Origin of the sequence: Terrimonas ginsenosidimutans (assembly GCF_022012415.1) — a bacterium.
Classification (GTDB): Bacteria; Bacteroidota; Bacteroidia; order Chitinophagales; family Chitinophagaceae; genus Terrimonas_A; species Terrimonas_A ginsenosidimutans.
This window is the reverse complement of record NZ_JAKLTR010000022.1, coordinates 15,574-30,984: the sequence shown is the minus strand read 5'-3', so window position 1 is coordinate 30,984 and position 15,411 is coordinate 15,574. Positions and strand designations below refer to the sequence as shown.

General features: G+C 46.6%; 12 protein-coding genes. 6 read left to right on the top strand and 6 right to left on the bottom strand.

Annotation, left to right across the window (positions count from 1 at the left end; genetic code table 11):
• Nucleotides 1-540: 540 nt before the first annotated feature.
• The 4 genes from LZZ85_RS24670 to LZZ85_RS24655 all read right to left on the bottom strand — a co-directional run bounded on the left by LZZ85_RS24670 (nt 541) and on the right by LZZ85_RS24655 (nt 5,888).
• The gene (locus LZZ85_RS24670; protein WP_237876288.1) at nt 541-819 is read right to left on the bottom strand and encodes a hypothetical protein; all 279 of its coding nucleotides are present in this window, start codon (nt 817-819) and stop codon (nt 541-543) included.
• A 291-nt stretch (nt 820-1,110) separates the two neighbouring features.
• Entirely contained in the window at nt 1,111-2,088 is a 978-nt protein-coding gene (locus tag LZZ85_RS24665; RefSeq protein WP_237876287.1) for a 2-hydroxyacid dehydrogenase, read from the bottom strand.
• A 253-nt stretch (nt 2,089-2,341) separates the two neighbouring features.
• Nucleotides 2,342-3,232 (bottom strand): carbohydrate kinase family protein, encoded by an 891-nt coding sequence (locus LZZ85_RS24660; protein WP_237876286.1) that lies wholly within the window; start codon nt 3,230-3,232, stop codon nt 2,342-2,344.
• A gap of 286 nt (nt 3,233-3,518) precedes the next feature.
• Nucleotides 3,519-5,888, bottom strand: a complete 2,370-nt coding sequence (locus tag LZZ85_RS24655) for a TonB-dependent receptor (RefSeq protein WP_237876284.1) — start codon at nt 5,886-5,888, stop codon at nt 3,519-3,521.
• Between the two features lie 132 nt (nt 5,889-6,020).
• Here LZZ85_RS24655 and LZZ85_RS24650 point away from each other — a divergent pair, with 132 nt between their 5' ends.
• The 5 genes from LZZ85_RS24650 to LZZ85_RS24630 all read left to right on the top strand — a co-directional run bounded on the left by LZZ85_RS24650 (nt 6,021) and on the right by LZZ85_RS24630 (nt 11,899).
• The gene (locus LZZ85_RS24650) at nt 6,021-7,166 is read left to right on the top strand and encodes a sensor histidine kinase (RefSeq protein ID WP_237876283.1); all 1,146 of its coding nucleotides are present in this window, start codon (nt 6,021-6,023) and stop codon (nt 7,164-7,166) included.
• Nucleotides 7,163-7,864, top strand: a complete 702-nt coding sequence (locus LZZ85_RS24645; protein WP_237876282.1) for a LytR/AlgR family response regulator transcription factor — start codon at nt 7,163-7,165, stop codon at nt 7,862-7,864. Before LZZ85_RS24650 ends, LZZ85_RS24645 begins: the two co-directional genes overlap by 4 nt.
• Before the next feature lie 349 nt (nt 7,865-8,213).
• Nucleotides 8,214-10,601 carry a TonB-dependent receptor gene (locus tag LZZ85_RS24640; RefSeq protein WP_237876281.1) on the top strand — a complete coding sequence of 796 codons (2,388 nt, stop codon included), beginning with the start codon at nt 8,214-8,216 and terminating at the stop codon, nt 10,599-10,601.
• A 2-nt stretch (nt 10,602-10,603) separates the two neighbouring features.
• Nucleotides 10,604-11,533, top strand: a complete 930-nt coding sequence (locus LZZ85_RS24635; RefSeq protein ID WP_237876280.1) for a DUF4249 domain-containing protein — start codon at nt 10,604-10,606, stop codon at nt 11,531-11,533.
• A gap of 57 nt (nt 11,534-11,590) precedes the next feature.
• Nucleotides 11,591-11,899, top strand: coding sequence for a hypothetical protein (locus LZZ85_RS24630; RefSeq protein ID WP_237876278.1), 309 nt, complete (start codon nt 11,591-11,593; stop codon nt 11,897-11,899).
• Nucleotides 11,900-12,337: 438 nt separating this feature from the next.
• Here LZZ85_RS24630 and LZZ85_RS24625 read toward each other — a convergent pair whose 3' ends face one another.
• On the bottom strand, nt 12,338-12,760 hold the full coding sequence (locus LZZ85_RS24625; protein ID WP_237876277.1) for a VOC family protein: 423 nt from the start codon (nt 12,758-12,760) through the stop codon (nt 12,338-12,340).
• A gap of 224 nt (nt 12,761-12,984) precedes the next feature.
• Here LZZ85_RS24625 and LZZ85_RS24620 point away from each other — a divergent pair, with 224 nt between their 5' ends.
• Complete coding sequence (locus tag LZZ85_RS24620) at nt 12,985-13,896, top strand: YybH family protein (protein WP_237876276.1); 912 nt, start codon at nt 12,985-12,987, stop codon at nt 13,894-13,896.
• Nucleotides 13,897-14,059: 163 nt separating this feature from the next.
• Here the strand turns inward: LZZ85_RS24620 and LZZ85_RS24615 are convergent, their stop codons facing one another.
• Nucleotides 14,060-15,397: a glycoside hydrolase family 27 protein gene (locus LZZ85_RS24615; protein ID WP_237876274.1), complete on the bottom strand. Its 1,338-nt coding sequence runs from the start codon at nt 15,395-15,397 to the stop codon at nt 14,060-14,062.
• Nucleotides 15,398-15,411: the final 14 nt, after the last annotated feature.

Here is a 15,411-nt window from a genome sequence, read left to right as displayed (position 1 = left end):
GTCACCGTCATTTTCAGGACTGGTGGAGGAGGGCAGTCCTGAAAAGGGCGGTGCGTTTTTTTTCATTTATAGTATGATCAAAAAAGGAATAGTGAGATAGGAATTGTGGAATTATACAAATGAAAAGTGGGTGACGACAGTCAAACGCAGCAATGCGGTTGCTGTCGTATGCCCATTCCTGGCCTGCGCGCGCCAGCGAATGAATCAGCGCGCGGCGGGTATATGGATCGTAGCACACGACGGCAAATGGATCGCAGCGCGCGGCGGTATATAAATCATAGCCCACGACCGTAAATGGATCATACAACACGGCGGTATACGGATCATATCGCAGGACGGTATATGGATCGTAGCGCACAACGGTATATGGCTCGTAACACACGACGGCAAATGTATCGCAGCGCACGACGATATACCAACCCGCCCCCGTTAACGCATAAAGCCCCGAAACTTACTAACCTGTTGATAGATATCAACCTTTGAAACCTATGAAACTTTTAAACATTTAAACTTTTAAACTTCTAAACTCCCACCCCTCCCCTACAACTGAAACAACTCATGCAACTTGTCAGCCACCGCTTTAACAAGCCCGGCATCAGGAGGATTGGAAAGATGCTCTGGTGACAGCACGGCCCGGTAATGCCGCTCCTCATCAGGCTCAAAGTAAACATCGGCCCCGCCAATATTGACTGTCAGCCGGTGAGTGTACCGGCTGAGTTTATGAAACTCAGCATCAAACACCTTCTTTTCATTGTTGTAAACTAATTCGAGTATAAATGAATCCTGCATGACTGTTTCTTTTTTGTAAAGCTCCTCCATCCTTTCAGGATTTCCATGAGGATTTCCTCATAAATACTGCGATTTTTCGCCATTTACTCAACCGGTTTGCTACCCACTAAATGGTATTGTCGCGCGCCAGCCTTCTTCGTATCCTTGCAATGGTTTTTCATAGGAAATTGGATTAAAAACGGGGCAGGATTTCTATCCAGCCCCTTTTTTTGCCCATTACCGGCTGTCCCGATATCCTAAGACCGGCCCAGCCCGGTCAGTACGATCAATTGAATTTTGAAGACCACGGAAACATCGCCAGGCAGCGGCCTGCGATGAGCTTCAACGGACCTTCACTTCAGGGTTGACAGGATATGGCAGGCTATCTCCCTTTAATCCAGCAATTACATTCTCTGCGGCCCGTCTCGCCATTCCTTCCCTTGCTTCTACGGTAGCGGAACCAATATGAGGTAAGATCGCTGTATTGGGTAACTGGAGTAACGGATTATCCGCAGCCATTGGCTCAGGATTGGTCACGTCCAGGCCCGCGCCCCAGATCGTTCCGGACTCAAGCGCATCCTTTAACGCCGCCTCATTATGAATACCTCCACGCGCCGTATTCACAAAAATGGCATTTGATCTCATTTTGGAGAACGCCGTTTTATCAAATTTGTCTTTTGTTTCAGGCGTGAGCGCCGTGTGAACAGACAACACATCGCTCTGTGAAAGCAACTCCTCAAAACTCACCCACGTAGCACCCAGTTCGCGCTCGGCTTCAGGATTCGCAGAACGGTTATGATAGATCACTTTCATGTCATAGGCCCCTTTACAACGCTTTGCCATTTCAAAACCGATCTTTCCGAGGCCAAAAATGCCGATCGTCTTACCATACAATTCAATACCCAGGTCCGCAGTAGGATCATAATAATTCCACTGACCATTCAATATTTTCTTATGCTGATAGAATGCTTTCCGTGAAGCGGCCAGCATTAACAGGAACGCGGTGTCCGCCGTCGCTGCACTTAACACTCCCGGCGTATTGCCAACGGGAATCCCAAGCCTTGTCGCTTCCGCAACATCGATCTTGTCAAACCCCACGGAATAAAGAGAGATCACTTTTAAATGAGAACACGCTTCCAGGAATTCTTTATCAAGATGTTCGTGGCCCACGCTCAGCAAAGCATCATGCTGTAAACAGGCATCGATCAGCTCCCGCCGGCTCATATTTCTTCGATCGGGAAACTGGGTCACCGTCAGGCCAGCTTTCTCCATTAGTTCTGTCGCTATTTCAGGAATAGCACGACTGATAAAAACTTTCATGTTAGAGTAGTATTTAGGTCACGTTACCTATTGTATCTGTCAATCATCTGTTATCCGCACATCAACATACTGGTTACTACAACGATCGTGCATCTTTTGTTGAATCGGCAAAGATCTTTTCTCTGACGATGTATTGCACCCAATCTGATCCATGCAAAACGGTAACAACCCTTAAATCTTACTCAATATTATCTCATTTCTGTATTCTCCAATTACCGGTAGTATAATATTTCATGATGATATAACCTGGCACTCACAGATAAAGTAGTTGTTCTATATCACGTAAAGTATATGCTGGCCAGGCTCCGCTGCGTGAAGCAACAAAAGCACCAAGCCTGGATGCGAAGTTCAGGGCATTTGAAATACTGTCCTTCTGTAAACGACGGTGAAGAAAACCTGCCAGGAAGGCGTCACCGCTGCCAACTGTATCCACTACGTTCACTTTATAACCGGGATGTTCATACATTGAATCTTCATGAAAAACGGCGGCGCCCTCTGCGCCCCTCGTAACGATCACCGTATCCAGGTTGAATCTTTGCTGCAGCCAGCTCATTCGGTCTTTCAGATCACCTTCAATAGCCCACCAACGGGATAACAGGTCCAGCTCGTCGCTATTCAGTTTCGCTATCGCAGCATGTTGCAGCAATTGCCCGATCAATGCTTCACCGAAAAAAGGCTGACGCAGATTTATATCCACCACACTTGTCTTTGCTGCTGCTAAAAAAGTAAACAAGCTCAGTTGCGATGTCACATCCCGCGCTGCAAGACTTCCACAGACAAAGTAAGCTGACGCCCGCACTTTCTCTATTGCAGCTGCCGTTGCTTCTATAAAATCCCAGGCTGAAGGCGCTACGATCTCGTATTTCATATCTCCTCTTTCATTCGCCGTACCATAAACAATCCCTGTAGGACGGGTCAGGTCAGTTTGCAACAGGCTTGTATCGATCTGCTTTTCCGCAAGGATCTTTTTAAGCTCCTCTCCCTTTTCATCGTTACCAACCCGTGTGATCAATGCCGGAGATTCCTTTAACTGATGCAGATGATACGCAACATTCATCGGCGCCCCACCCGGAACAGTTCCGCCAGGCAAGATATCCCAAAGTATCTCTCCAAAACAAACCACCTGTGACCGGCTATTGTTCATAGGCATAACATTTTTATAAATTTAGCTTTATCCGCTGACTCTTGTGAGGGAAACATCAGTTTGCGCTGACTCACTGCAATCATCCCGGGCGGACAACCTGAGGTTTGCGGCAGTTCCAGGACGGCCAAAGCCGGGGCCTTCACAACTGAAGGGCTCCCGGCTCTGGGTTTTCTGTAAGCGGATAGTGAACGAAGTTATCAGGACAGGAAAGGTTGGTGATAATTTCACAGACCTGACAGCTCCCTGTCTATTTCCGGAAAAGCCTGCCAACTTAGTACAGCAACTCCTAATTGCTCATTCTCTTTTTCATTTCATCGATCCCTGTTTGCCGGTTTTTTGCGGCTTTCACATTCTTATTTCCAAATCTATACGTGAAGTTCAATTTGATAAATCTTGTCTCTGGCATGCTCTTGTTCACTGACTGCACCCCATAAGATGACACATTGTACCGCTGCTTATTACTGTTGAAAATGTCAGTTAAAGAAACCCCAAGCGTCGCCTTCTTATCCAGCAATGTGCGCGAAAATCCAAGCGAAGCAAAGAACTGCGATCTGAACTGATAAGCACCAAACTGCATTGGCGAATAATAAGCTGCGGACAATTCCCCTCTCCATATCTTTCCAATGGATACCATATTGCTGCTGCTCAAAAACACGGCTAACGCAGCATTACTCAGATCCGTACCCGCAGGAGCATTGTATTTTGCATATAATCCACCCAATGTATTACTGGTTGTCAGCTTACCGTTAAAAAGCGACTTTGTATACGAAACATTCAGGCTAAGCTGATCCGCACTGGCTATATTCTCAAAGGTGCTGATCATCGCTTCCCCATTACCGGCCTTTTTATACACTTCTGCCAGTGCATCTGTAAAATGTCCATAGTCGATCGAAGCCATCCACTCATTTCCATAAGTCCATCCTAATGAGAGATTATCAGAAAAAGACGGTTTGATAAAAGGATTTCCCTGGTAAAATGCATACTGGTTCTGATAAACAATGAACGGATTGACAATATCGAAACCAAATCTCTCGATCCTCCTGCGATAAGAGAAACTGTATTGCTGTTTTTCTGACTCGTTAAAGGATACCGTAAGACTCGGAAACAGGCTGATGTAATCATTACTGTTTTCCTGTTTTAACGTGACTGAATGACCGCTCGCATCTGTATACTCCATCCTCAACCCTGCTTCTACATCAAACTTTCCTTTGCTTCCGGATGCAGAAACATACGCCGCATAAACATTTTCTTTATAGATGAACCGGTTAGACCTCTGCACATCATCCTCCCAACTGCCATTGGCATTCTTCTCCCAATCCGACGTATTATCCGTCCTGGTCATCACCGCCTTTGCTCCAGCTTCGTACCTGATCTTGCCTGCACTGAATAGATAATCGGCCGAGAAAGATCCGATCTTGTTATCAGCAGGAGCGCTGGCACGGAGCCTGTAAGGTGCGGCATATTCGCTCTGCTTTGCATCATAATACCTTGTGGTGAACTGATCTTTTCTTGTCTTCCCATAGTCGAAATAGTCTGCATTGACAGAAAGATCTCCTGTTTTCCCAATCTTTGTTTTATAATACACATTCGTTGCGATAGTTGAAACATCACTCTGTCCTTCACTCGTCACAAGAGATGACGAATCCCTTGTAGTTTCAGACATATTCTTACTAAACTTATTTTTATCCGTGAATACACCTCTTACCAATACCCCCGCAGAGCTGCGTTTATTGATCGTGTAATCAAGGCCGGCTTTTGCTGAATGACTTTGCAACTCATCGAAAGAGCGCTGTTCGTCACTCACAGAAAAGAGTGGATTGAAAGAACGATCCGCCCGGATCACGCTCCTTGTCTTATTTTGAAGGAGATCATAACTGCCGTAAATGTTCAGGTCAGCCGTACGATGATTCACAGACAAACCACTGTTCAGTCTCGGATACCGCCCTGCTCCCGCTCCTGTTGTCAATATGCCATTCGTTCCGAGATCTTTACTTTTTGCAAGAATGATATTGATCACAGGACCGCCATTGGCTTCATATTTCGCTGAAGGGTTGGGGATCACTTCCACGCGCTCCACTGTGTTGGCCGGCATCGAGCTGAGATAGTTTTTCAGTTCTTCACCGCCAAGTCTCGCGGGTTTATCATTGATATAAACAGTCACGTTTTTACCCCTGAATTGCAGGTTCTGAAAATCGGTAACGCCCGGCGCTTTCTTCACAGCATCATAAGCATTACCGCCTGCAACGATCGGACTTTGCGATACGTTCACCGTGATCCTGTCATTTTTCTGCAGGATGAATGGTTTCGCTGAAGAAACCGTCACTCCGGCCATTTCTTTCTGCTCCCGCACAAGGTAAACGGATAGGACCGTATTTGATGGCCTGACCGGATTTAGCGTCTCAATACGGTATCCGGAATAGCGGATCTTTACTTCATACGCAGCGCTGCTATCCAGGCCCGAAAAACGGAAAGATCCTTTATCGGCGTTCAGGGTTGTGATTTCCGTCCCGTCCTTGCTTACCGTAACGGTGGCATTCGAGAGCAGATGTCCACTCAGGCTGTCTATAATGATCCCTGAAATGCTTTGCGCGTTTGCTCCTGATTTAGCAGCCAGGAAAAAAACCAGGAGAAGAATGAGTTTGTTAACGTATTGCATAGTCTGTGTTTTTTGTGGTTGATGGAACAAAGCAACGAATGCATCAACCCGAAAAAAAGTGTTGCTCGTCAAAACGGGTTTTGTTTTCGTCGTAAAAGCAGACTCTTTGTTTTGTCGAATGAAACCCCTGTTTTGTCGAAAGCGGTTTCGACGAAACCACTGGAAAAGAATAGTTTTGAGCATATGAACTGGATCAAAAGAACAGGCTTTGGCAGCCGCTACATTTCCTTTTATGAACTGCTCATATGGCTGATCTATGTGTGCGTGTTCAAGTACTCAGATTATGCATCAAGCTCACACTTGCCGCGCATGCGCGCAAACTTCCCGTTTCCGGAGCTGATCATTTTCGCCATCGCCACCACTCTGTATGTAATACCCTTTTACCGTTGGCTCGGACCATTCTTTTTGAAAAAGAAATGGAGGATCGGGCTCTTCTTCTTCACTCTTTTCTATTTTCTTTTCGTAGCAAAATGGACAAACCTGCTGGTGAGTTATCTCTTCCTGCAGAATAATCATAGTGAAGTGATGCAACTCTTCTACGAAAAGCAATACCAGTGGTACCTGCACTCCGTCGGCCTCAGAGGCTATAAACTAACAGAGACGATGTTTGACCTGCTCGCATTTGTTTCCGTAATGTTCACCCGTTATGCTTTCGAAACAGAACAGAAAAAGCATGCGCTGGAAAAAGACAACCTCGTATTGCAGCTGGAAACACTGAAAGCCCAGCTTCACCCCCATTTTCTTTTTAATACACTGAACAGTATTTATGGAATGAGCCTTACCGGTGAGCCTGATACACCGGAATACATTCTCCGGCTGTCAGATATGATGCGGTATATTCTGTATGATTGCCAGCAAAGCAAGGTGCAACTGGAGAAAGACCTTGAGTTCCTGGATAATTACCTGCAGATGGAAAAGAAACGCTACCCCCAGGCGGATATTGAATTTTCCGTTGAAAATAATGCGCCCGGGCAATATAAGATCGCGCCCCTGCTGCTGATCCCCTTTTTAGAGAACAGCTTCAAACACGGGTCTCACCGGGTGATGGATAGCGGCTATATCAGGGGGAAATTGATCGTACACGATAAAGAACTGGAATTTGATCTTTCCAATAGCATAATTTTGACAACGCCTCAGCAAAAGGCTGCTTATGGCGGCGTCGGCATCGCAAATGTAAAAAAGCGGCTCGCGCTTTATTATCCCGGAACTCATACCCTGAAAATAGAAGAAGACCAGTCAACCTATTCTGTAAAACTGAAAATCTCTCTTACAAAATGATCAAATGCCTGATTACTGACGATGAAGTGATCGCTCAACAGATCCTGGAAAAATATATACTGCAGACAGAGGGGTTGACACTTGTTGCGAAATGCCGCAACGCCATGGAAGCATTTTCAAAACTGGAACAACACAGCATCGACCTGATGTTTCTTGATATCGAAATGCCTTTGGTAAATGGCGTGGCCTTCCTGAAAACACTTACTCATCCGCCAAAAGTGATCTTCACCACCGCTTATGCTGAATATGCTTTACAGGGATATGAATTGAATGTAGTGGACTATCTGTTAAAGCCATTCTCATATGATCGGTTCCTGCAGGCTGTCAACAAAGTAAAAGCCGCAGCAAGACCGGAAGCTAAAGAAGACGCATCCGGCGAAGCAGAACACCTGATGGTGAAAGAAAAAGAAGGTCTGTTGAAGATCCCCTTTGCCGATATCCTGTACATCGAAGGGTCGCGTGATTATATGAAGATCTTTACTCCATCCCGCCAGTACCTGGTGCATCTGACCATGAAAAAACTGGAAGAGACGCTACCACCATCTCAATTTGTCCGGACACATAAATCTTATATCGTGTCTCTCAGTAAGATCAGGGCTATCAGGGCGGGAGAACTGGTACTGAATGAACAGCTGACCATTCCTGTCAGTCCCAATTATAAAGAGCAGGTTGTGAAGAGTTTCTCGGGAAATAATTAACTGCTTGATCGCAATGCTGTTCCCCCGGTCCGTGTCCCGGCACAGCCATCAACTAAATCTCCGGTTGGCGTAAAAGTAACGCGGCGGACGCGGCGAACCGCGGCGAGCGCGACGAAATACAATATCTTCCACGGCTGTTTCTCTGCGTCCGCCGCGGTTCGCCGCGTCCGCCGCGTTACTTCTACGCCAGCTTAACAGACAAGGCAACACGCATCAGGACAGCTATATTAAAATATTTTGCCCGTCTGAGCTCCCTAAAACCCTTTCCCAGTCCGCGTTTTGCCTTATCTTGAGGATATCACAACTGCCTTGCCGCGTTGTGTAATGAAAACTGACAATCTGCGAATGAATGAATGCCCTGAAACGCACATACCTGTACCCTCTGGTCGCTTTTATTAGTTGGTTTGCGACGACCTGTGAAGCGAGCGCTCAAACACACCGGTTGAACATCGCCGTTAGCGGCGACTCGTCTTATACCATCCCCTACGCAACAGTCAAACTACAACAGGAAAAACTGACCACCGACTCCCTGGGCCAGCTTGCGGTAGATCTTCCTTCCGGAATTTATGCACTGTCCATTTCCGCCGTAGGGTATTATAACGAAACAAGGCAGATACGCCTGTATAATGATACAACTTTGCAAATTCTTCTTCGCACCAGGCAGAGCATGCTGGGCAATGTAACGGTATCCGCAAACCGGCACGTGGTAAAGAACCAGATGAGCGTCCAATCCATCAACATCGAACAACTAAAAAAACTCCCGGTGATACTTGGGGAGATCGATCCGTTAAAGACCATCACCCTTCTTCCCGGCATTAAAAGCGGAGGCGAAGCAAGCGCCGGCATTTATGTACGCGGCGGCGGTCCTGATCAGAACCTCATCCTGCTGGACGGTATCCCTGTATACAATCCCAACCACCTGCTCGGGTTCTTCAGCATCTTTAACGGGGAAGCGATCCGCAATATTGAAGTGATCAAAGGAGGCATGCCCGCCGAATACGGTGGAAGGCTCAGCAGCGTGATCAATGTTGAAACAAGATCAGGCAATAAAGATTCGATCAAAGGAAGCGGCGGGATCGGACTCATCTCTTCACGCCTTTCAGTAGAAGGACCTCTTGTTAAAGGCCGCTCCGGCTTCATCATCAGTGCCAGACGGACTTATATCGACCAGGTTGGGCGACTGGTTGCCAAAAGCAGGATCGGTGACAATGGCTACTACTTCTACGATATCAATGCCAAAGCAGATTATGTGATCAATAAGAACAACACCATTGACCTCACTTTCTATAACGGCACCGATGATTTTTCCTATGTCGATAATGATGACAATGATGGCCGCGATCGCTACTTTAACGGAAACTGGGGAAACACCCTGGTAGGGCTTAGCCTCAAGCAACAGGTCAACAAAAAACTGAAACATGATTTCTCTGCGATCTATAATCAATTCAACCTGGACAGCAGGATCACCTATGCCACTACTACATTCGCCTTCGCTTCAGGATTAAAAGATTATCAGCTGAAGAGCGACTGGACATATAACGTAAGGAGCTTTATGAAATGGAAATGGGGCGCTCAGTATATCTGGCATAATTTCAGGCCAGGTGCAGGTGGTGTCACTTCCGGAATACAGGAATTCAAATCCCAGTTGAATGATCAGTATGCACGTGAAGCAGCGGCCTATTTCAGTACAGATATCCGTGTGTCTCCTACGATCAATATCATCGCAGGCTTGCGTTACAGTTACTTCAACCAGGTCGGTCCGACAGAACAGGTGATCTATGATGCAGACGGGGTGCCAACAGGTGAAGTACAGCGCTACGAACGGGGTGAAAGTATTGCAAAATATCACTACCCTGAACCACGCGTTAATCTTCTGTACAGGCTGAACGCCACGTCCAGTTTAAAGGCTTCTTATACACGCACCGTACAATACCTGCACCTGGCCACCACCAGCGCCGCTACATTCCCGAGCGATCTTTGGGTGCCCAGCAGCAGGCTCATCAGGCCGGGAATTGCAGCGCAGGTTGCTCTCGGATATTTCCGTGATATCAATAACGGCGTTTATGAGTTCAGTGCCGAAGCCTATTATAAAACCATGTCAAATCAGCTTGAATTCAGACCGGGCGCGCAACTGTTACTGAATCAGAATATCGAAGGTGAAATGATCTTTGGAACAGGCAAAGCGTATGGTCTCGAACTATTCCTGCAAAAGAAGCAGGGACAGTTCACCGGCTGGATCGGCTACACCATCAGCCGCACCGAACGGACTTTTCCTGACCTGAATGAAGGCAGAGCCTTCCCCTATCGTTACGACCGTACACATGACCTCAGCCTCGTGGCCAATTACAGGCTTTCGCCAAAATGGGAAGCATCCGGCGTCTTTGTATACGGCACCGGGAATGCACTTACCATGCCCGTCGGCAGGTTCACCTACAATGTAGGTTATGATACCTACCGTGGCGCACCGATCTTTACCAACGTAAATCAATACAGCGGTATCAATGATTATCGCATGCCCGCCTATCACAGAATGGACATTGCGTTTACCTATACACCAAAACCCGATAGCAAAAAGCGATTTAAAAGCAGCTGGAATTTCAGCCTGTATAATCTGTACAACCGGTATAATCCCTATTTCATTTACCTGGACACAGACGACAGCGAACGGACCATTCAGGGAAAAAAAGTCTTTCTATTTCCAATCATACCGGGCGTAACCTGGAACTTTAAATTCTGAAGATGAAGAAGCCGATCAATCAAAAGTTCACGAGCCTGCTGGGATTACTTTGCACGGTGATCCTGTTATCCTGTGAGCGCGACTTCGACGTGAAGTTGTCTTCCGGAAAGCCGATGCTCGTTGTGGAAGCCTATATCAATAACCTGATGCCGGAGTATAATTATGTGATCCTTAGCCGCAGCCAGGATTACTACTCACCGGATTTCCGGAGTTTGATCGTTGCCGGCGCCCGGGTGAGCATTACCGAAGGCGAACTGGCAACCGATCGCCGCTCCTACGTATGGGATCCGGCATCAAAAGTCACTTTATCAGAAACTACCGATCCGCGCATACCAGACAGTTTGCGCCAGGGGCTTTATTTTGATCCAAGGATCCTGACCAATCCGTCGCAGGCATTAAAAGGTCAGACAGGAAAATATTATCTGCTGGAAATTGAAGCCGACGGGAATACTTATTCAGCCGTTACAGGGTTGCTTCAGCCTGTTACACTGGACAGCATCACCAGCGGTTATCACTTTATTGATGCGGAAGACGAGAATAAATTAAAAGCACGGATCACGGCGCATTACCAGGATCCGGATACGATCGGCAACACACAAATGTATTACTGGCGGTACTATTCCAACCGCGGAAATTTCGGCTGGGCAAGCCTGGGACGAAACCGCCGCGCAAGAGGCGATGATGACCTTACCAATGGACAATACATCCAGCTGACCCAAAACCAGGAATTTGAAGTGGGCGATACTGTCGAATACTTCCTGGTAAGCGCAGAACGGAAAGTGTATAATTTTTGGGAAAGCTTTGATAAAGCACGGGATAATGAAGGACCTTTTTCTACTCCCGTGACCTTAATGAATACGATCAATGGAGAAAATGTGGTGGGGTGTTTCAGCGGGTTTAGTATTAGTATGAAGAAGGATATAGTGAGATAAACCGGACTCAACAATTTCTTTGGTTCGATCCTTGTGTTTCATAGGGAAACCTTCATTATGTATCAAAAAATCACTACCACTCACGATATCAATATACTCAGATCCGGCACCCAACTTATACAATACCCACTCGGAGGGCTATCAACGGATGAACTGGACCTCTCCGAGCCGGACAAGCATTTGCTGTATGAAGTTTGCGCAGTTGAAGCTGACAATATCAAAATAAAACCCGCGAATTCATCGGTAGACTGCGATCCCGTCCCCGCAGTTGCACATAATGACGCGGCAGTTCAGCTGGAAGTAATTGTGATACCCGCAGCACAACTGATCAGTGATGGGAACTGGTGGATAGAGGCGGTCTCATAGCTGATCGGGGAAATAAGCTTCCAGGACTCACCCCGATGCCTGACGATTGCATCAATGACTATCTTAAGGGCTGTTGCTAAGCCATCATCAGCTATGTTTTGTATATTACAGTAGGTTTATACAATTCAGATAGGTCTTTGTATTCGCGGCTGAAGAATCTCTGATATTTGCCTGAAATTGCCCTGATATCTGCCTGAAGTTGCCCTGATGTTAGCCTGATGTTGTCCTGAACTTAACGAGACTTTCAAGAGACACATATTCACTCTATCTATACTGTCGCTATACATACAAAGTAGTGTCATCCTATCCTGGCCCCGTAGTAACCAACGTCCCTTTCATTGCAGGTACATAAAATGGTTCCCGCCTTACGCCTAAGCAGGCAGGCCGGAACCTGCCTTCCTTTCTTTAGCAATGTCACAACTCCCCCTGACAGCCTTCTTAAAAATGCTTCGAATAGTTCACCATCCAGTTCACCCCAAATTTGTCAGTAAAGCTTCCGAAATAATCTCCCCAGAACATATCAGCCATGGGCATTTCAACCTTCCCTCCTGCTGACAGGCCATTGAATAAACGATCCGCTTCTTCGCGGCTGGCAGGATGAATGGAAATATTTACATTATTCCCGATAAGAAATCCCTCACCCATGCCCGGTCCGCAATCGGATGCCATCAGGGTAACAGTTTCGGAAAGCGGCAGGGAAATGTGCATAAGCCGATTTTTCACCTCCTCAGACTCGTTCTCCGTTCCCGGCGCTTCGCCCATACGGTTCACCGAAGAAAACTCTCCGCCGAATACTGACTTGTAAAAGTTAAAAGCATCTTCTGCATTCCCGTCAAAAATGAGATAAGGATTCACTTTCATGATGTAGAGTTTATGTTAGAGTAAGTGTTTCGTTTCTGATGATCACAAAGTAAAATTAGCGGCATATACAATCCGAAAGCCGGGTGGAAATGACAAAAACGGGGTGAATTGCGACATGCATCCCGGGCAACTTTAGCTTCCCTAAAGTCATCTGTTCGCCATTTCTAAAAAGAAACTAACCGCTTTGCGCCGTTTTTTTTATATTAAGGCTATAAACCTCTGCCATGAAAATTACATTCCGGTTATTTTGCCTGCTGCCCGCGTTGGCAGCCGGACTACATTGCACTACAAAAACATTGTCCCCCAGGGAACAGATCGACGAACTCAATGCACGGCGCGAAGCGGCATTCGCCACCAAAAATGTGAAGGAACTGGTAAGCATGTATTCTAAAGAGGCCGTTTGCATGCCCGAGTATCACCCCACATTGTTCGACCGCTCATCCATCGAAACATACTTCACAAAATGGATGGCATCTGTAAAGAGTTCCTCGTACAGATCTGAGACCACAGAATTACTGGATCTGGGTAACGATCTGTTTGAAACCGGCACCTTTACTGACACAACCAGCCGCACCAGTAATGATACAGTAATACAAACGGGTAAATATTTCCGGCACTGGAAACTGGATCCTGCAAACGTTCCGACCATCTATGCCGAGATCTGGGGAGGGCGTTTCTGGTATGGTCGCAACAAGTTACCTTTTGCCGGTAATGGCGATCCTGTCAGCATCAGGCCGTATTCAACAGGCTCCGAAGAAGAAAAACAGGTCATCAGCAGGAATCAATTACTCGGTCAGCTCGTAAAAGAGCGAAAGGGACTGGAACATGCGGCATTGTTTACGGACGATGCTGTTTATATGCCTTACTATGAATCCGCGATCAAAGGCATCAATGATATCCAAAAATATTTCTACGGCCATGAAAGACCGGGAGAAGTGACCGTCGACTCTTTAAGCCTTATCACCGGCAGGGTAACCGTCATTAACGATCTGATCATGGAACACGGTTTTTATGGAGTAAAATGGACCGCCCGGGACAGCACTTCCGGCGTCGTAACAGGAAAGAGTTTGAATTTATGGAAACGAAAAGCCGATGGAACGCTAATGATGTATCGCCAGATGGTCAATCACAATTAGCATGATGCATAGCCCAGCCTGTCGTAGGAGTATCGCAAAGAGCGCAAAGGTCGCTAAGGATTCCCTTGCGATCTTTGCGGCTACTTTGCGCTCTTTGCGATACTCCTACGACAGAATAATTTTGTGATGTCGCTTAAAAAGGACTTGACTCACAAAATCCAGATCACTTCTGAACGATCTTGTAAAGCCCTGCTCCATGTGGATTGATCACAGGCGCAAATGAGGTAGCGCTTTCAGTTGTGGTTTTACCAGACCAAAGATCGATCAGTTGAAACTTACCCGTGATACCTAACTGTTTCAGCTCCACCTCAACTGTCCCGGCTTGTTTCTCTTTATTGAACACCGCGAGATACTTCGTTTTCCTATCTGCTCCATCTGCAGCCCAGGCCGCTTTTGCAGCATCATTGAATAAGGGCCGGTTATTGGTGCTTTTGTTCAATACTTCCAGTACGCGTTTATTCGTAAGCAATGACAGAGTGAATGCGTCATTGTCCGGAAGGTTTCCACCAAACATCAACGGAGACCGGAAGATACACCACAGGCTCATCAGCGTGTATTGCTCATCCTTAGTGAAATTAGCCATACGCGGATTGCCTCTTTCTGCGCGGATCCCGATCCGGCCAAGCGGCAGCATATCACCATCAGGCCATGCTCCCGGTGCCCGCCATTTATTCCACCTGTCAAACACTTCGAAATGTTCCTCAAGTTGTTTCCAGTTATCCCAAAAATCCCCAACCGTTCTCCACATATTGGCATTCGCCTGCACATGCGATGCATGATCGATCGGTGTTTCACCCGGTGAAGTACTTAACACGATCTTTCTCCCTGTGCGCTCGATTGCTTTCCTGATCATTTCCACTTCCTCTGTGAAATAGATCGGCGAAGAAAGATCATCCACTTTTACAAAATCAAGTCCCCATGAGGCATACAATTCAAATATCGAATTATAGTACTCCTGCGCACCGGCTTTTCCCGGTAAAATAGTGTACATATCCTTCAGCCACTTGCACTGATCCTTTTCTGAATAGATATCTTTTGCCGTAGCAGAAGAACCTTTGATCGGAAGATTGCGCTTCACCGCTTCTACAGGTATCCCGCGCATGATATGAATCCCGAATTTCAATCCTTTACTGTGCAGGTAATCAGCCAGCGGTTTAAAGCCTTTGCCATTTGCTGCAGATGGGAACCTGTTCTCCGCCGGTTGAAAACGTCCGTATTCATCTATTGAATACAGCGGATCTTTTTCATTGTAGCCATGTGCTTTATCATTCCCAACATACCAGCGGATATCCACTACAATATAGTTCCAGCCAAACTGCTTCATATTTTTGGCCATATAATCAGCATTGGCTTTAACTTCAGCCTCAACAACAGTCGGACCAAAGCAATCCCAGCTGTTCCAACCCATCGGCGGAGTGGCTGCCCATTTATGAAAGTCTTTTACCTGCGCCTGTATGGTAATGGCAGCGGTAACGGCAAAGAGCAAAAACAGTTTTTTCATATAACAATTTTAAA